Here is a 16,551-nt window from a genome sequence, read left to right as displayed (position 1 = left end):
AGTTTAAAAAGCAATCCTTAATGATGGTGTTCCTGCTCACTTTCTGCTTCCAGCTCTTCGATATTGCGCTTATGGGCTCGGTGGGTTGCCAGGTCTTCATCCACCTCAATGGTAACATTTTGAAAGCCCCTTTCTTTGAGCAAGGTACGGATAGATTCTTTACAGACCTCCATATGCTTGACATGCTCCAGACAAACATGGACAATGGCATTCTTTTCCAAGCCGTCCATGGTCCAAAGATTGAGCTGGTTAATACTAGCGACATGGTCCAACTCTGCCAAATCCGTCTTGATTTTCTGGATGTTTACCCCTTCTGGTACGGCATCTAGGAAAATCCTGAGCGTGCTCCAAAAATGTGGAATAGCTTTTGATAGAATAAAGAAGGAAATGGCAAGGGACAGGAGCGGATCCAGAATATACCAGTCGGTAAATCTTAGAACAATCGCCATCAGGATGACGGCCACCCAACCCAAGGTGTCTTCCAAAAAGTGCAAGCTGAGAATGGATTCGTTCTTGGTTTGTCCCTTACGAATCACAAGACTTGCTAAGACATTTACACTGATGGCAATGATTCCAAGCCAGAGAAGTCCCTCTTCATTGACAGGTTGGGGGTGAAAGAGTTTGACCGTATTTTCCAAAATCACCATGCCAGACCCTGTCATCAGTATCACAGCGGTCACCATGGCACCTAAGAGGCTGAAACGCTTGTAGCCCAAGGTATAGTGGCTATCTTCTTCACGATTTGAAATGCACTCCAAAAAGGCTGAAATCCCAATAGCAATCGCATCTCCCAAATCATGGACGGAATCAGCCAGGACCGCACTGGATCCAAAAATCCCACCCGCAATAAACTCAACAATGGCAAAGCTTAGATTCAATAAAAAAGCCAACCAGACTGCTTGTTTTGTCTTCATATTACTTAATCCTTTGATATAATGATAATGGGAGTGGGACAGAATAAATTTTTATAAAAAATTATTCGTATTCCCAGCATTGAAAAGCTGATTAGGTACTCTTCGGAGCCAAAGAGCGAAAAAGAGACCAACTAGCTACTGCGTCAAACATTTATTTCTATAGATATTCTGAGAAATGAGACTATTATCTCTTCTCTTCTTTATCTATTATCCAATACTATCAACAGAAAGGATAGAACCAAACCGTTCTCTATGTACGTTATTGAACAGTTTGTTCAAATTGTCCATATGCCAGCTCAAGATCGTCGCATTACTAAGACTCGAAAAGCTATCTATAGTGCTTTTTTACAGTTACTCAACCAAAAAGGATATGAAACCATAACGGTTCAAGAAATCATTGACCTCGCTGATGTCGGGCGATCGACCTTCTATAGTCATTACGAGAGTAAGGAATTATTATTGGATGAACTCTGTCAAAAACTCTTTCACCACTTGTTTGAACGTGCTCAACACCTCTCACCTCAAGACTACTTAGCCCATATCTTTCAGCACTTCAAGAAAAATCAAGACCACGTGACCAGTCTCTTGTTCTCCAAAAATGATTATTTTATCCGGCAGCTGCGAAAAGAGCTGGAACACGATGTCTACCCAATGGTGGCCGACGAACTGATTAAAGCTCACCCCAACATTCCGCACTCTTACCTTAAGCATCTGGTCGTCAGTCACTTCATTGAAACTCTCAGCTGGTGGTTAAAAAATGGAAAGTCCTATAGCGGACAAGAAGTGGTCCAGTTTTATTTGGAGATACTGTACGCAAGTTCTAAATGAACCTCATGTTATCTAGAAAGGACTGGCTTTAATGTCTCCCCTACAATTTTATTTGCTTTTTCCGAGTTTATTCATGCTTCACGAACTGGAAGAAATCATATGGATGCCATCCTTTATCAAGAAACTATCGACACAGTTTCCAAACAATCGAATCCTGTCTTATTACACGCCTTTTGCCTTCAATGCTATTGTCTTGGAGCAATTTCTTATCCTACTTTTATCACTTTTTCTTAGTTACTGGTTTAACAACTATACTATTTACACAACCATTGTAATTGCTTATATCTACCATGTTTTCGGACATCTGATTCAGACAATTGTCCTTCGAAATTATGTTCCTGGATTATTAACGGGCATTCTAACGAGTTGGTTTTCTCTATACTATCTCAACCCTAACATTCCCATCGAACTCTTTGGATACTCTCTTTTTACCTTATTGGTTATCGTTTTAAATCTTGTAGTATCATTTATGATTCTTAATAAAATCAATCATAAAAAATAGCACTCAGGTTATCCTAGAAAGGAAACATCTATGTCACTTTATCTCATCTTAACCATCATCACTGTCTTCTTAGCTCTTGCTTTTGTCCTGCTTCATCTTGCTGCAGCTGTATCAGCTATTCTAAAAGGCAAAAAAAGCTTAGGAACTGGATTTATTATAATAGGTGCCATTGTTGGTATCTTAGCACTTCTCCTTGTTATGGTAAATCGTACCTTAGCATTTTATATATGGCTATTTGCTAGCTCGACAATTTGCGGGGGCGCTCTCCTGAATGGTCAAAATAACAAAAAATTCAATAAATCACACCACCAAATTCGTTTTGTCATTGACTTGATTATTACTTTTTTGCTATATGTTTGGCTATTTCTATTCCAATAACATGTGATTCTCACTTCTATAATACAATACAAAAAGGCCTAGAGTACCAATCTAGGTCTTTTTAAGGATTTAGGTAAACGTACATTACTATCTTTATTCTAAATGTGATAAGCATCGTCACTAGCTTCTACATAAGAGAAATAAACTCAAAAAGAGGACCCTTCTGGATCCTCTTAATAATTGATAAACATAAGTACTAAGCTTTCTTAGCTGCCTTACTCCATTGGTACCAACCAACGAGACTGTTGATAAGGTAAATGAAGTATTTTCCTTGAATTTGAAGGCTTTCTCCCTACCAGAGGTAGATAGAGAAAACATTAGTGGCAGCCCAGAAAATCCATTGCTCACGATAAACAGCTGTCATCAAGAACTGACCGACACCGTTTGTCGCGTCAGTAATAGAATCACGATAAGGGCGATTAGCTCCAATTGATTGGTAAATAAGACCAAAAGCTAGCCACCAAAGCACACTAATTGATAGGTACTTGGTCCATCCAACCGTATCCAACTTACGGGCAACAAATTCTTGTTGTTCTTTTTTGAACTGGGCTTGATAAATCCATACCAAAAGACCAATCGGCTGCATGGCTGTGAAGTAAAGAGTTGTCAAGACCTCACCGTAAAAGCCTTTTTGTAGGGCAAGCACCAAATAAATGACGGAATTAATCAAACCAAAGAGATAGTTACTGGCACGACCTTCAGCTTCTCAAAGAACAGAAAAAAGGTTAGTAAGGCTTGAGAGATGAATCATTTTAAAGACAAACAATTCCAACAAGACGTCATCATTGTCGCTGTTGGTTATTACCTACGTTACAATCTGAGCTATCGTGAAGTTCAGGAATTGCTTTATGACCGTGGAATAAATGTTGTCACACTACGATTTATCGGTGGGTTCAAGAATACAGTAAAATCCTCTATCATCTCTGGAAAAAGAAAAATAAACAGTCCTTCTATTCGTGGAAAATGGATGAAATTCTATATCAAAATTAAGGGGCGTTGGCATTATCTCTATCGAGCGATTGATGCGGACGGTTTAACATTGGATATCTGGTTACGAAAGAAACGAGATACTCAGGCGGCGTATGCTTTCTTAAAGCGACTCCATAAACAATTTGGACAACCTAGAGTCATCGTAACAGATAAAGCACCCTCTATAGGATCTGCATTTAGAAAGTTACAGAGAAACGGATTATACACCAAAACAGAACATCGAACTGTGAAGTATCTGAACAATTTAATAGAACAAGATCATAGGCCAATTAAGCGACGGAATAAATTTTATCGAAGTCTCCGGACTGCCTCATCCACGATTAAGGGGATGGAGACCATTCGAGGAATATATATAAAGAACCGAAGAAATGGTATATGATTATGACCATGAAACAAAGTAAAATCAAACCGAGTCATCTGAGGAAGCACCCGATGATCATGAAACGTTATTAAACACAAAAGTCACCCATGTGAGTTCTTGCCAGAAGCTGAAGTTAATCCTTCAACCTGGAAAACCCGCAGAGGTGACTTTTTCTATACATCTCGATTTTTCTGGCAATAATCATCAACCGATAAATATGTCTGTGAATCACCCATCGACTCCGCTATGTCCATAATCCGCGGTGGTAGTAATCCCACTCGCTGGACAAGTTCGTGATCGCTGAACAATTCCCGTGGACTGCCGGCGAAGCCAAACTTCCCGTGTTCCATAACATACACCGACTCAAACTCGGCGGCGACCCAATCCATGTCATGGGTGATGGTCACAACTTGGTGGCCCGAATCAGCCAACTCATGAAAAATTGCGGTCAACTTGCGCCGGCTTTCCCAATCAAGCGACATCATCGGCTCATCAAATAAATAAATCGCCGGATCCACTGCCAAAACTGTGGCAACGCTCAACAGCTTGCGTTCCGACAATGACAGGTCATATGGACTTTCAGCTGTTTTATCATCCAAGCCAACTCTTTTTAGAGCCGCTAAAGCCCGCCTCGTAATCGTGTCTTGGTCATCCATGACCTGCGCGACACTCCACTCCACCTCTCGTTGAACGGTCGGGTTGAAAAGCTGATCGTCAGGATTTTGAAAAGTAATTCCAACCTTCAGTAACTTTTCGACTGGTTTAAGATCATTAAAATTTTCTCCATCGATCTTAATCACACCGGTTTGTGGTGTCAGCAAGCCCGTCAACAATTTGAAGAGCGTTGATTTGCCGGCACCATTTTGGCCGACAATCGCCACCATCGGATCGGCGAAGTGTTTGTCTTCAACATCCAAGCTAAAGGGCCGTTCCGGATAAGTGAACGTCAGGTTGTTCAGTTCAATTGTGGACATAACGAACCTCCTTCAGATCAGCGTAATTCACCGGATACCGGCCATCAGCCAAGTGCCAATCCATTTTTTGAGCAAGTTGCTGGATTGTCGGGGCTGGAATCTGCCAGTCAGCTGCTAAATGATTAAACACCTCACCCGGCCTGCCCTGGGCTACCATTTGACCCTCGTGCAGCACCCACACAACGTCGGCGACTTCGCACAAATCGTCAATTTCACTGGTGACAATGAAGACAGTCGTCTCTTTGACTTGGGCCAGCCATTGAAAAAATTGTCGGCGGCCAAGGGGATCCATCTGACTGGTCGGATCATCCATAATCAAAACAGCCGGGTTAGCCGCAATCGCCGTGGCAATTGCCAACCGCTGGCTCTGACCACCGGAAAGGCTCTCGGGACGCAAATTCAGCTGTTCAATCAGCCCCATTTGCGTGGCAACTTCTTCAACCCGTTTTTGAATCAGTCCTTCAGCCATTCCCTGATTAATCAAGTCAAAGGCGATTTCATCGGCAACCGTGTCTGCCAACCCGCTTAGTTGGCCAGCTGGATTTTGCAGTACAACTCCATTCATGGCATTATAAACGGGCCAATTGTCGGACACTCGCTGGCCAAACATGTGCCAGTCGCCCTCAATCTCAGCAGACATAATTTTGGGAATGACCCCTGCTAGCACATGGCACAAAGTCGATTTGCCGGAGTGGCTATTCCCGATAATCCCAACCACCTGGCCGGTATGAACCTCCGCGTTAATCTGACGCAGTTGTGGTTGCTCAGTACCCGGATAACGGGTAGTCAAATTTTCAATTACAATCCGTTTATCTTCGTCCATATCTTCCACCCAATCAATAAAATTGCCAATCCAGTCAGACCAATGTGCAGCGTCCGCGACAGGCGATACACGCGCTGGGAGGTTCTGACAGTCCGGTTGAGATTATCAAAACCTCTCAGTTGGAGAGAAATCGACCGCGTCATCGATTGATCCAAGGTCTTAATCACCAATGGAATTAGAACCGGCAGGACTGACTTTAATTTCTGAATCAACGTTTTTTGCGGATTGGTTCCGCGAACTTTTTGTGCCTGCTGGATTTTCCGCATATTTCGCATCATTTCCGGCAAAATATAACACACCGACATCAGAACGTAGACGGTTTTATAAGACAATCCGGACAGTTCCAAATAGGCCGCGTTTTCTGAAATACTCGTGGTCACCATAAAAAAGCCACTGGTCAAAATAATCACCAATACTCGACAACCCAGAGTAGTGGCGTAAATCAGGCCTTCTTTGTAGAACGACACCCCAAGCACAGAAAACAGCACAGTTTGATTCCGACTGTAAAATAACCCTTGGATGATCAGCATGGTGCAAATCAGAAACAGGCTGAATCCCAGCGCCTTAAAGATGGTAGAACTCAATTTGGAAAATAACAATAGCAGTGTTGCGACAAGAATTAATCCGGCCTGAAGCAATATATTCATACTGGCAAAGCTCAACAACGTCATGTCCAAGATGAACAAGAGCTTAGTAATCGGATCGATCACCTGGTACCACTTGAGCTTGACCTGTGGCGCTCCAGAAATCAATGTTTGATCAGTCATCATTTAACACCGCTAAAGAAGTGCACCATCCGCTTCGGCAGCTGACGATAGATGAAGAATGCCAGGTAGGCCACGCAGACTTTATCCAAAATATCCAAGACAAACTCATCGGTAAATGAGGCCAGCCACACTGGTGCATGATTGGCGACCATTACCGCAAACAATGAGTCACCCCAAGCGATACCGGTCTGACCACCCCAAAAGATGACGTTGAGTGGCGTTGAAATGACAGCTGAAACGAAGGCAATAATAATAGCAGAAACAAATACTCGTCGCGCTGACGAGAACCACCCATTGGCGTGCAAAACTCCGACAGCAATCCCAATTCCGATGCTGGTAATCGCATACACGGTTGAAATTGGCGATAAGGTCAGCCCATAGATCACGTTGTTGATGAAACCACTGATGGCACCGGCAACCGGCCCAGCCAACATGCTGGCAAGAAAGGTTCCCAAAGACCCCAGCCAAACGGGCAACTTTAACCCCTCCGCCAAGGCTTTGGCAACATAGTTAATCCCCACGGCAGCGGGAATCAAAGTCATGGTGGCAGCACTTAACTTAAATTTCCACATACTGGTACGATGAATCGGTTCTGTTTTCATAATCTTCTCCTTTTGTTTTTAAAGAGCCGTGTCAGGAATGACTTTCGGACGCAACGCTCTATAGAATAGTTATTAGAACCATCTAGTCACTTCACCATACCAACCGTAGTCGACATGAGTTAATATAGTAAAATTACTATTTTTAAAAGTTCATAGTCTTATCATACGCTTATTTTCAAAATTGTCAAGTCTATTCTGAAAATTCTTCAAAAAATGTTGTGAAATTTAAAATGCCTAGCTGAGCTAGACATCGTTTGTTTTTATATTTACTTTAACGGTTATTGCTAGTACTTTCATTTTTTTACAAGAAGAAATCTAGTTTGTCACATAAATCTCACCACGACTATAAAGGGCAGCCTTTCCTGCAAGGTAAATCCTATCTCCTGCTAAACGACAAAAGAGCAGTCCACTCCTTTCAGAGGCTTGGTAAGCCCTAAATTCAGCTTGTGCCAACTTATTAGCCCACAAAGGAATGACATGACAGTGTCCTGAGCCACAGACTGGATCTTCCTTGACTGATAATTTTGGGGCAAAACTTCGAGTCACAGTATCATACTCGCTTCCTTTTGCAGTGATATTCAGGAGGAGCCCATCTAAAGCTTTTACTTTATCAAAATCTGGACTTGCATAGATGACATCATTTTCATGTGGCAAGATACAAACTAGATCTCTTCCAAGCCATGCTTCAAGTGGACGGACCCCGATTGCTTCTTCCATCTCACTTGTGACTGCAACCTGTTGCATGGAGTATGCTGGAAAATTCAGCTCATAGTACTCATCTTTTTGGGTAACTAAAAGTTCCCCACTCTGTGTTGCAAAAGTTAGACTTTCAGCATCCTTTTCAATAAATCGAAAGAGAACAAAGGCCGTTGCCAAGGTAGCATGGCCACACAAATCGATTTCCCCACCGGGAGTAAACCAACGTAATTCATAGTGGTCACCATTTTTAACCGTAAAAGCTGTCTCAGAAAGATTATTTTCTTTAGCGATATTCTGTAAGGTATCATTTGACAGCCATTTATCCAAAAGGCAAACAGCAGCCGGGTTGCCTTTAAAAACGGTATCTGTAAAAGCATCGACGATAAATTGTTGGATGGTATATTGATTCATTGATAAGTTCAGCTCCTTAAATTGTTAACCTTGTTTTAAAACTACAAGTGAGTGTAGAAAATTTAGTAAAGTATCAAATTAAATTATTTCTTGTCCATCTACACCTTACCCCTGAAACCACTCCATCCCTGGAGAACCTAGTATAATCTTGGTCAATTGTTGGGGGCTTTCTTGAGTCCCATTGATAATCCAGTCGACAATAAGTCCTGTCAAACCAGAAACATACATGGTAATAGCATAGCGCTCCGGCATTTGATAAGCTGCCACAATGACTGGTCGAGAACGTGGCGTAGACTCAATCATCCCCAAGATAAAAGAACGAATGTTGTCTGCAAAACGAAAGCTTGGATTTTTTGCAATTTCAGCAAAAAAAGCACTGTTCTCTTGGAAATAAGACAAGATGGCTTCTAAGGCTTCTTTGGGATAAAAGGTTTCTTTCCTCAAAATCATACGAACCGTCGTTATGGTTTCTTCTTTTAATTGCTCTAAAAAATCCTGTTTATCTAGATAGTGCAGATAAAATGTCGAGCGGTTAACACCCGCTTTTTTAGTTAACTGACTAATCGTTATATCCTCTAAACTTTTTGTAGCCAGAAGCTGAATGAAGGCTTCTTTAATATCTGACTTAGTTGTCGTTTGTCTCTGTTGCATACGAACCCCTTATTTCTACATATTGTTGATTAAAGTATATCTCGAATTTTGAAAATGTCAACTATCATCTGGAATTTTCAGTTATGATTATCATATTTTCTTCGTTATTTCAACACATTGTTGTTTTTTGTTGTAGCAATCGTATTAAAAAAATCATAAAATAACGTTCGTAATCATTCAACAGGTTGTTGTTTTAGCAGCCGATAACTTTTAAAGGAGACAAATACACATGGCGTATATTGAAATGAAACATAGTTACAAACGGTATAAAACAGGTGATGTGGAAATCATCGCAAACAATGATATCACATTCGAGATCGAAAAAGGGGAGTTAGTGGTTATACTCGGTTCTTCAGGCGCAGGAAAATCAACTGTTCTCAATATTCTTGGTGGTATGGATACCAACGATGAAGGAAAAGTCATTATCGATGGGAAAGACATCTCCAATTATAATGCGAAGCAATTAACAGCTTATCGCAGAGACGATGTCGGATTCGTCTTTCAATTCTATAACTTGGTCTCAAACTTAACGGCCAAAGAAAATGTAGAGTTGGCTTCTGAAATTGTCGCGGATGCTAAAGATGCGGAACAAACTTTGATTGATGTTGGTCTTGGGAAACGCATCAACAACTTCCCTGCACAATTGTCTGGTGGTGAACAACAACGAGTAGCTATTGCTCGTGCCGTCGCAAAAAATCCTAAAATTCTCCTCTGTGACGAACCTACAGGAGCCCTGGATTACAATACTGGAAAACAGGTCTTGAAGATTCTCCAAGATAAGGCTCGCAATGAAGGAGCTACTGTTATCATTGTCACTCACAACGGGGCGCTTGCTCCGATTGCTGATCGTGTGATTCGTATGCATGATGCGCGTGTTCAAAGTATTGAACTCAATGCAACTCCACAATATATTGATAGCCTCGAGTACTAGAAAGGATGTCTCATGAATCGTAAAACTTATTGGAAAGATATCAGAAAGTCTTTCTCTAGTTCTAAAGGACGGGTGGGTTCTATTGCTTCACTCATGGCCTTGGGTTCTTTCGCTCTTGTGGGTCTAAAGGTGACGACACCTGATATGCAACACACGGGAACAAGCTATTTCACTAAACACCAAACTGCTGGCCTCACAGTTACTGGTAGCTATGGACTTAACCAGTCGGATCAAGACCTCCTAAATCAAGTCTCTTCAGAGGCAAACATTGAGTACGGTTACTTTAAAGATGTCGTTCTGAAAGACTCCACTGATGCCTTTCGACTATTTTCAAAACCAAAAGATATCTCAACTTATGAGGTTGTAAAAGGAAAACTTCCAAGTAAGCAAGGTGAAATTGCTCTTTCTTCAGTCTATCAAGACAAATATAAGATAGGTGACAAGATCTCGTTTTCTGAAAAAGAGGGTGACAATGGTAAGGATGTCTTAAAAGAACACACCTTTACCATCACTGGCTTTGTTCAGTCTTCTGAAATCTTATCAAGTGTTGACCTCGGTTCATCGACAGCTGGTAGTGGGGAACTCAAAGGTTATGCGGTAGTTCCTGAATCTAGTTTTGATTCCGACGTCTACATGATTGCACGCTTAGCTTACAAAGACGTCCATAGTGCTAACCCCTATACCCAGGATTACACTGACAAGGTTTCCAAACACGAAAATGAGCTCGAAAAATTAGTAAAAAATCAACCTGCTAACCGTTTGAAAGAATTAAAAGCTGATCCACAGGCTAAGATTGACCAACAAACAAGTCAACTTCAAACGGCAGAGACTGAACTTAACAAGAAACTAGAACAAGCGAAAGCCAGCGGTCAAGATAAGAATCCTCTTGTCCAAGAACAATTGACACAAGCACAAGATGAAATCGATAAAAAGAAGGAGCAGATAAAGGAAGCTCAAGAAAAAATCGATAGCATTGCTGAACCAAGCTATGATGTCTACACTCGTAGTGAAGCTCCTTGGTCACAAGGTTACGTTTCCTATGAGACTAATGCTTCTGCTTTTCGGAATCTAAGTAATATCTTTCCTGTTATCCTCTACTTTATTGCTGCCTTGGTAACCTTCGTAACGATGGGGCGCTTCGTTGAAGAGGAACGTATTAAGGCTGGAACATTCAAAGCTCTTGGTTACCAAAATAAGGACATCATCCGTAAATTCCTCATTTATGGATTTTTAACCAGCATGATAGGTACTACAATTGGTGTTGCTACTGGGCACATTCTTCTTCCTTCCATCATATACAGTGGCTTTAAGAAGAGTATCCTAATCGCACCAATTGAGCTACACTTCTATCCTTTTAAAACTGTTCTAGCTATTATTCTTGCTCTCTTGTCCGCTGTTCTTCCTGCCTTTGTGGTTGCTAAACGCGAATTAGGTGAAAAGCCAGCTCAACTTCTTCTTCCAAAACCTCCAACATCAGGTTCTAAGATTCTTCTTGAGCGCATCAGCCCTCTCTGGAAACGAATGAGCTTTACACAAAAAGTAACTGCCCGTAATATTTTCCGCTACAAGCAACGGATGTTCATGACTATTTTCGGTGTTTGCGGTTCAATCGCTCTTCTTTTTGCTGGACTTGGTATTCGTTCTTCTATCGGAGACCTTAACACTCGACAATTCCCTAACATCATTCGTTACGATATGATTGTAGCTAATAAGAATAATCTTAATGAGCAAGAAAAAGAAAAGCCCTATTGTAAAATGAAGTGCAACACAAAAGACATGTTCATCTGATATACTAGAGTTGCGAAAAACAGTATAAAGGAAGATGAACATGTCCACTAATTATTCTACCACAAATCAATCATACAAGCACTTATCTGAAGCTGAGCGAGGGGAAATTGAAGCTTATTTAAGCGTAGGACTCAAACCTGCTGAGATTGCTCGTAGACTAGGGAGAAATCGCTCTACTATTACTCGTGAAATTAATCGTGGTTCCATAACACAAGTGAAAAAAGTAAATGGGCAAAAGGTCTATTACCAACACTATTATGCAGATGCTGCTCATAACCGTTATCGTCATGCTAGAGAAGCCAGCTATTATTTGAAACTGGATTCCGTATCGGATGACTTTCTGAGAGCATTTACAGAAGCAATGAGAGAGAAACCAAGGGTGCATAGCGTGGATACCTTTGTTCATACCTATAGACTCCAACATGTAGATGCAGTTGTTCCTTCAACCAAGACGCTCTATAACTATATCCATCAAGGATTGTTAGAGATTAAGGTCATTGATTTGCCAAGAGCAGTGCGGATCCGTAAGAAATTTACCAAGCGCCCCTCTACCAAGAAACATCTAGGAAAGTCAATTGAAGAAAGGCCAGAAGAAATCAATAATCGTTCCCGTTTTGGAGATTGGGAAATCGATTCTGTTCTGGGTGGAAAGACAATAGGAGAACCTTCTATTCTAACCTTGGTAGAACGACAAACACGCTATGCTGTCACAAAGAAACTCGTGGAAAAGAAAGCAGAGTATGTCAATCAAGCAGTCTTAGAGTGTATGAAACTTTATCCCATTAAGTCCATAACTGCAGATAATGGAAACGAATTTTCATCATTGAGTAAGATAGAGGGATTAGATGTTTATTTTGCACATGCCTATTCATCTTATGAACGAGGTACAAATGAGAATTTCAATGGACTACTAAGAGAGTTCATTCCGAAGGGGTGTTCGTTAAAAGAACTAAATCAGAATCTTTTAGAGGACTATACAAAGGCTATCAATGAAAGACCTAGACGAATTCATGGCTATCAGTCCGCAAAAAAGCTGTTTGAGCTAACTCAAACAGCTTGAAAGATACTCACTTAATCAGAGGAACATCTTTGTTGCACTTGACTTGACAATTAGGGAAGAAAAAGAAAACTTACAACAATTAATAAACAAAAACAATGTCAAGGAGCATCTTTCTATTCATTACGAAACACTATCAAAAGATGTAGGAAGTCATAATGATAGTCAAGATATCACAACACTTGTCATCCAAGACAAAGATAAAAACACTCTTCAAAATTTCATCAAACTCGATGATCGTAAAACTGGTCAAAAACTAGATTTGACAGACAAAGGGATTATTATCTCTGAGAAGTTGGCAGACCTAGCCGGTGTTTCTGTAGGTGATTATTTAACCGTTCAAATTAGTCAGGACAAGGACATTAAACTCAAAGTTGCTGGTATTTCTGAGATGTACATGGGACACTTCATCTTTATGAATGAAACGACTTATAAGAATGCTTTCGGTGAAAAAGCTAATCAGAATGCTAATATTCTTACACTGAAGAATCACTCAGATAAAAATGTTGAGAAAACAGCAAGTCAATTTATGAAGCTTGATAGTGTAACAGGCGTTGTTCAGAATACAAGTCAAAAAGCACAAATCAAGACCATTGTCAACTCACTTAACCGTGTTATGGCAGTATTGATTGGTGTTTCTATACTCCTTGCTTTAGTAGTTCTCTTCAACCTAACTAATATCAATGTGGCAGAGCGTATTCGTGAATTATCAACTATTAAGGTTCTAGGTTTCTTTAATAAAGAAGTGACGCTCTACATCTATCGAGAAACAATTTATCTTTCACTCATTGGTATCTTGGTTGGATTCGGGGTTGGATTTGGACTGCATCAATACATGGTAGATGTTATCCCTCCTGAAAATATCATGTTCAATCCAAGTCTTGGCTGGCTCATCTATGCCGTTCCAACACTTGTAGTCATTGTCATTCTGACAGGTCTGGGGATCTTTGTGAACCAACATCTTAAGAAAGTCAATATGCTCGAAGCACTGAAATCTGTAGAGTAACAAACAATATAACCTAATAAGTAGAACTGAAATGCTAGAATCACTTCGTCGTTTTAGATAAAAAATCCTGCTAAGCAGGATTCGGTGTCACAATTATTTACATCAATCCACTTTGAAGTTACTTCAAACTCACTTCAAACTAAAGGCAACCATTTACAAAATAATACCCCAAACCGCTATCAGGCTTAGGGTATCAGTCACTCATTCATCTAATTGTATATCCTATAATCCTGCAGACAGAGTATACTGTCAGCAACCTCATTTAAGAGCTCTGTGTCGTGTGATACGATAAAGATGATGTTATCCTCTGTTTTCATACTCTTTATCAGTTTTGATATTTTGAGCATATTCTTATAATCCATTCCACTTGTTGGCTCGTCAAAGAATATGAATCTCGAGTTTTTGCAGAGAACAGAAGCTATCGCAACCCTTTGCTTTTGACCGCCCGAAAGGCTCATAGGATGCCTGTCCCTTAGTTTGGCAAGTCCAAGCCCCGACAATACCTGATTAATCCTATCTTCTTCAATCTTCTTTACTCCAAGCCTCATTTCCTCTTCAACCGAATCGGCAAACAGCTGATAATTGACATCCTGCATAACAAGCGAAGACTGTTTAAGTCTTTCTTTCCTGCTTAAAGCTTCTCCATCATATTCTATTTCACATTTTCCCTTTTCCAAAAGCCCTGTCATCACACTCAAAAAGGTTGACTTGCCACAACCATTCTTTCCGATGATTCCATATATTTTCCCAAAATCAAGGGATACATCATCCACTTCAAGCTCTCCCTTGTTGGCAAAATTAAAGGAAAGTTTCTTGATTATCAGGTCTTTGCCACCATCGTTTTTAGGCTTATTTAAGACTGTTTTATACCTTGAGCGAAGTCCAAGACCAGCTATCTCAGCGTCCGTAACCGACAAAAAGCTCAGTGCAGTGTACTCTCTCGCTATTCTTCCGTTTTGAATGATAATTATTCTGTCTGCTACATCCATTAGATAATAAATCCTGTGTTCTGCAAGGATTAGGGTTATCCCTTTATTTTTAAGAATGATAAGCATTTCTTTTAAGATATCAATATAATTCTCATCCAAGTTAGATGAGGGTTCATCAAGAACAATGATTTTACACCCCGATATATAAGCAGCAGCAACACATAAAATCTGTTTTTCTCCTCCTGAAAGCTCAAATATACTACGCCCCAAAAGATGATCTATCTTAAAAACATCTAACATCTCATTCATTCGGCTTTCCATTTCTTTTTTATCAAGCCCTATATTCTCAAGATAAAACAGAAGTTCAAGAGTGGTATCCACATTAAAAAAATGTGTCTTAGGGTTTTGAAAAACACTGGCTATCATAAGAGATATTTCATAGAGTTCAAGGTTTTTAATCTCCTTTTCACCAACCTTAATACTTCCTGATATTTGAGCATTTTCGTATTCAAAGGCTAAGCCGTTGATGGAATTTATAACAGAAGACTTCCCACTTCCGCTCTCTCCTGTGAGCAACACACATTCTCCATCCTTCACTTTCAAGGTAATATCGCTTAAAACCTTGCTATCTGTCCCGTAAGACAGCGATAAATTCTCTATAGTCAGCATATCCAACCTCCACCAACAATCAGTGTTATTAAACTGATATAAATTAAATCAATCAAACCTATACCTACAGATATATATCTGGTTTTCTTTATCGGGTTTGCAATACATTTGGTTTCTGCTGCCTTTGCTATATCATCAGCTATGTTTGATGATATGATGAGGAGGGGAACAAGTACGTATTCCAGGTATTTAACAGGATTCTTGGTATCTATTCCCCTTATCTTCATCGCCATCTTGATATTATTTCTCTCCTCTGCAAATGACGGAAAGAAGCGAAACATAACAGTTATCGGTATGGATACGGTGCTTGGTATTTTAAGAGCATCCATGGACGAAATGATACTTCCCACATCTGAGGTTTTTATCATATATTTCCCTGCGGAATACGGAAGATAAAACATCCTGCATACAAAAACCAGGGAAAGAAGCATCTTCAAAACAAGTGGAAATGTAGCAAGCACACTGAAATTTGGCACGAAAAACAAGACTCCAAATACAAGGATGTTCTTTATCCCGTCCTTTATAAGTCCATTTATAAAGTACATTGTAGAAATGGTAAGTACTGCCGCCCATTCCAAGTAGTGATTCATAGAATGCGCCACTCCCATACCAAGTAGAATTACCGCTATAAATTTGGTTATGGGGTTGGGATTGAGCCTGTTATTCTGATTGTAAAACATCAGGCAATACCTGCTTTCGTAAAATGTTTTTTAAGTAAGATTTTACCAATGTACGCTCCTATAAGGCCTCCAATGAGAGCGCCTGCATAAACAAGCGCCATATGAGGATAGGTGATAAGTTCTATCAGAGCATCCACATATTCCTTGCCCATCATCATAGATAATTCAATATACTTTTCTCTTGCCAAAAGCATCTGCATAAGAGAACCGCAAATCCAAGTATTAAATACCATAAATGCAAGCATATTGAACTTAAGAGACTTATATCCACCAGCTCTTCTAATCATCTCAGCTATAAACATCACCACCAGTGAGTGAAGGACAACAACATAAGTGTGGCCGCCTAAAAGCATAATAATAGGCGAAATCATCCCAAGTATAAACAGTGCCCAAGGCTTTTGTACCTTTGCCATAAAAAGCATAATAATTGTTCCGGTTACAATCCCCAGTATAGTAGGATATATAAGGAAGAGAATAGGTATCACTCCCATCATACCCACAGCAAACATAAATACAAAATATATTACCGCAAATACTCCTATAGTCACCAAATCCTTTATTTTTAACTTATTTTCTTTCATCTCTATCCCC

18 protein-coding genes and 1 pseudogene are annotated in these 16,551 nt (G+C 40.2%); 8 read left to right on the top strand and 11 right to left on the bottom strand.

Annotated elements, in window-relative coordinates:
* Positions 1–17 precede the first annotated feature (17 nt).
* The gene (locus tag NST80_RS04875) at positions 18–914 is read right to left on the bottom strand and encodes a cation diffusion facilitator family transporter (RefSeq protein ID WP_118171847.1); all 897 of its coding nucleotides are present in this window, start codon (positions 912–914) and stop codon (positions 18–20) included.
* A 288-nt stretch (positions 915–1,202) separates the two neighbouring features.
* On the opposite strand from NST80_RS04875, the gene NST80_RS04870 reads away from it, so the two are divergent.
* The 3 genes from NST80_RS04870 to NST80_RS04860 are packed head-to-tail and all read left to right on the top strand — an operon-like array spanning position 1,203 to position 2,622.
* Complete coding sequence (locus tag NST80_RS04870) at positions 1,203–1,742, top strand: TetR/AcrR family transcriptional regulator (RefSeq protein ID WP_155164481.1); 540 nt, start codon at positions 1,203–1,205, stop codon at positions 1,740–1,742.
* Between the two features lie 31 nt (positions 1,743–1,773).
* Entirely contained in the window at positions 1,774–2,244 is a 471-nt protein-coding gene (locus tag NST80_RS04865) for an HXXEE domain-containing protein (RefSeq protein ID WP_004182473.1), read from the top strand.
* A gap of 30 nt (positions 2,245–2,274) precedes the next feature.
* Positions 2,275–2,622, top strand: a complete 348-nt coding sequence (locus tag NST80_RS04860; RefSeq protein WP_004182472.1) for a hypothetical protein — start codon at positions 2,275–2,277, stop codon at positions 2,620–2,622.
* A gap of 196 nt (positions 2,623–2,818) precedes the next feature.
* Here NST80_RS04860 and pnuC read toward each other — a convergent pair.
* Positions 2,819–3,325, bottom strand: a pseudogene (pnuC, locus tag NST80_RS04855) (nicotinamide riboside transporter PnuC); the annotation flags it as partial.
* A gap of 39 nt (positions 3,326–3,364) precedes the next feature.
* Here pnuC and NST80_RS04850 point away from each other — a divergent pair.
* Positions 3,365–3,991, top strand: a complete 627-nt coding sequence (locus tag NST80_RS04850) for an IS6 family transposase (protein ID WP_229056977.1) — start codon at positions 3,365–3,367, stop codon at positions 3,989–3,991.
* A gap of 155 nt (positions 3,992–4,146) precedes the next feature.
* On the opposite strand, the gene NST80_RS04845 is transcribed toward NST80_RS04850, so the two are convergent.
* The 6 genes from NST80_RS04845 to NST80_RS04820 form a co-directional block, all read right to left on the bottom strand.
* The gene (locus NST80_RS04845; RefSeq protein WP_183138200.1) at positions 4,147–4,947 is read right to left on the bottom strand and encodes an ABC transporter ATP-binding protein; all 801 of its coding nucleotides are present in this window, start codon (positions 4,945–4,947) and stop codon (positions 4,147–4,149) included.
* Positions 4,934–5,770, bottom strand: a complete 837-nt coding sequence (locus NST80_RS04840; protein WP_022496220.1) for an ABC transporter ATP-binding protein — start codon at positions 5,768–5,770, stop codon at positions 4,934–4,936. The genes NST80_RS04845 and NST80_RS04840 overlap by 14 nt, the downstream gene beginning before the upstream one ends.
* On the bottom strand, positions 5,746–6,537 hold the full coding sequence (locus NST80_RS04835; protein WP_183138304.1) for an energy-coupling factor transporter transmembrane component T: 792 nt from the start codon (positions 6,535–6,537) through the stop codon (positions 5,746–5,748). Before NST80_RS04835 ends, NST80_RS04840 begins: the two co-directional genes overlap by 25 nt.
* Positions 6,537–7,139 carry a membrane protein gene (locus NST80_RS04830; protein WP_045771624.1) on the bottom strand — a complete coding sequence of 201 codons (603 nt, stop codon included), beginning with the start codon at positions 7,137–7,139 and terminating at the stop codon, positions 6,537–6,539. The genes NST80_RS04835 and NST80_RS04830 overlap by 1 nt, the downstream gene beginning before the upstream one ends.
* Before the next feature lie 315 nt (positions 7,140–7,454).
* Positions 7,455–8,249: a PhzF family phenazine biosynthesis protein gene (locus NST80_RS04825; RefSeq protein ID WP_183138199.1), complete on the bottom strand. Its 795-nt coding sequence runs from the start codon at positions 8,247–8,249 to the stop codon at positions 7,455–7,457.
* Positions 8,250–8,354: 105 nt separating this feature from the next.
* The gene (locus NST80_RS04820; protein ID WP_183138198.1) at positions 8,355–8,900 is read right to left on the bottom strand and encodes a TetR/AcrR family transcriptional regulator; all 546 of its coding nucleotides are present in this window, start codon (positions 8,898–8,900) and stop codon (positions 8,355–8,357) included.
* 229 nt (positions 8,901–9,129) lie between these two features.
* Here NST80_RS04820 and NST80_RS04815 point away from each other — a divergent pair, with 229 nt between their 5' ends.
* From NST80_RS04815 to NST80_RS04800, 4 genes are read left to right on the top strand one after another with little or no spacing between them, the layout of a single operon-like run.
* Entirely contained in the window at positions 9,130–9,831 is a 702-nt protein-coding gene (locus NST80_RS04815) for an ABC transporter ATP-binding protein (protein ID WP_183138197.1), read from the top strand.
* 12 nt (positions 9,832–9,843) lie between these two features.
* Entirely contained in the window at positions 9,844–11,619 is a 1,776-nt protein-coding gene (locus tag NST80_RS04810) for an FtsX-like permease family protein (protein ID WP_342504653.1), read from the top strand.
* Positions 11,620–11,659: 40 nt separating this feature from the next.
* Complete coding sequence (locus tag NST80_RS04805; protein ID WP_171021848.1) at positions 11,660–12,679, top strand: IS30-like element IS1139 family transposase; 1,020 nt, start codon at positions 11,660–11,662, stop codon at positions 12,677–12,679.
* Between the two features lie 43 nt (positions 12,680–12,722).
* Positions 12,723–13,682 (top strand): ABC transporter permease, encoded by a 960-nt coding sequence (locus NST80_RS04800; RefSeq protein ID WP_342504652.1) that lies wholly within the window; start codon positions 12,723–12,725, stop codon positions 13,680–13,682.
* A 209-nt stretch (positions 13,683–13,891) separates the two neighbouring features.
* Here the strand turns inward: NST80_RS04800 and NST80_RS04795 are convergent, their stop codons facing one another.
* From NST80_RS04795 to NST80_RS04785, 3 genes are read right to left on the bottom strand one after another with little or no spacing between them, the layout of a single operon-like run.
* A complete protein-coding gene (locus NST80_RS04795) occupies positions 13,892–15,280 on the bottom strand; it encodes an ABC transporter ATP-binding protein (RefSeq protein ID WP_041817220.1) in 1,389 nt (462 codons plus the stop codon).
* Positions 15,274–15,960, bottom strand: coding sequence for an energy-coupling factor transporter transmembrane component T (locus NST80_RS04790; RefSeq protein ID WP_013990548.1), 687 nt, complete (start codon positions 15,958–15,960; stop codon positions 15,274–15,276). The genes NST80_RS04795 and NST80_RS04790 overlap by 7 nt, the downstream gene beginning before the upstream one ends.
* Positions 15,960–16,541 (bottom strand): MptD family putative ECF transporter S component, encoded by a 582-nt coding sequence (locus NST80_RS04785; protein ID WP_013990547.1) that lies wholly within the window; start codon positions 16,539–16,541, stop codon positions 15,960–15,962. The genes NST80_RS04790 and NST80_RS04785 overlap by 1 nt, the downstream gene beginning before the upstream one ends.
* Positions 16,542–16,551: the final 10 nt, after the last annotated feature.

Source organism: Streptococcus sp. FSL K6-1323, from assembly GCF_038630745.1.
Taxonomy (GTDB): domain Bacteria; phylum Bacillota; class Bacilli; order Lactobacillales; family Streptococcaceae; genus Streptococcus; species Streptococcus salivarius_D.
The sequence above is the reverse complement of the archived record's forward strand: the minus strand, read 5'-3'. Positions and strand labels throughout refer to the sequence as shown.

Bases quoted from the DNA above. Each gene is read 5' to 3' on its own strand.
- NST80_RS04805 (WP_171021848.1), top strand. From the start codon at position 11,660: ATGTCCACTAATTATTCTACCACAAATCAATCATACAAGCACTTATCT.
- NST80_RS04845 (WP_183138200.1), bottom strand. From the start codon at position 4,947: ATGTCCACAATTGAACTGAACAACCTGACGTTCACTTATCCGGAACGG.
- NST80_RS04825 (WP_183138199.1), bottom strand. From the start codon at position 8,249: ATGAATCAATATACCATCCAACAATTTATCGTCGATGCTTTTACAGAT.
- NST80_RS04850 (WP_229056977.1), top strand. From the start codon at position 3,365: ATGAATCATTTTAAAGACAAACAATTCCAACAAGACGTCATCATTGTC.
- NST80_RS04835 (WP_183138304.1), bottom strand. From the start codon at position 6,537: ATGACTGATCAAACATTGATTTCTGGAGCGCCACAGGTCAAGCTCAAG.
- NST80_RS04865 (WP_004182473.1), top strand. From the start codon at position 1,774: ATGTCTCCCCTACAATTTTATTTGCTTTTTCCGAGTTTATTCATGCTT.
- NST80_RS04790 (WP_013990548.1), bottom strand. From the start codon at position 15,960: ATGTTTTACAATCAGAATAACAGGCTCAATCCCAACCCCATAACCAAA.
- NST80_RS04875 (WP_118171847.1), bottom strand. From the start codon at position 914: ATGAAGACAAAACAAGCAGTCTGGTTGGCTTTTTTATTGAATCTAAGC.
- NST80_RS04810 (WP_342504653.1), top strand. From the start codon at position 9,844: ATGAATCGTAAAACTTATTGGAAAGATATCAGAAAGTCTTTCTCTAGT.
- NST80_RS04815 (WP_183138197.1), top strand. From the start codon at position 9,130: ATGGCGTATATTGAAATGAAACATAGTTACAAACGGTATAAAACAGGT.
- NST80_RS04870 (WP_155164481.1), top strand. From the start codon at position 1,203: ATGCCAGCTCAAGATCGTCGCATTACTAAGACTCGAAAAGCTATCTAT.
- NST80_RS04820 (WP_183138198.1), bottom strand. From the start codon at position 8,900: ATGCAACAGAGACAAACGACAACTAAGTCAGATATTAAAGAAGCCTTC.
- NST80_RS04860 (WP_004182472.1), top strand. From the start codon at position 2,275: ATGTCACTTTATCTCATCTTAACCATCATCACTGTCTTCTTAGCTCTT.
- NST80_RS04830 (WP_045771624.1), bottom strand. From the start codon at position 7,139: ATGAAAACAGAACCGATTCATCGTACCAGTATGTGGAAATTTAAGTTA.
- NST80_RS04840 (WP_022496220.1), bottom strand. From the start codon at position 5,770: ATGGACGAAGATAAACGGATTGTAATTGAAAATTTGACTACCCGTTAT.
- NST80_RS04795 (WP_041817220.1), bottom strand. From the start codon at position 15,280: ATGCTGACTATAGAGAATTTATCGCTGTCTTACGGGACAGATAGCAAG.
- NST80_RS04785 (WP_013990547.1), bottom strand. From the start codon at position 16,541: ATGAAAGAAAATAAGTTAAAAATAAAGGATTTGGTGACTATAGGAGTA.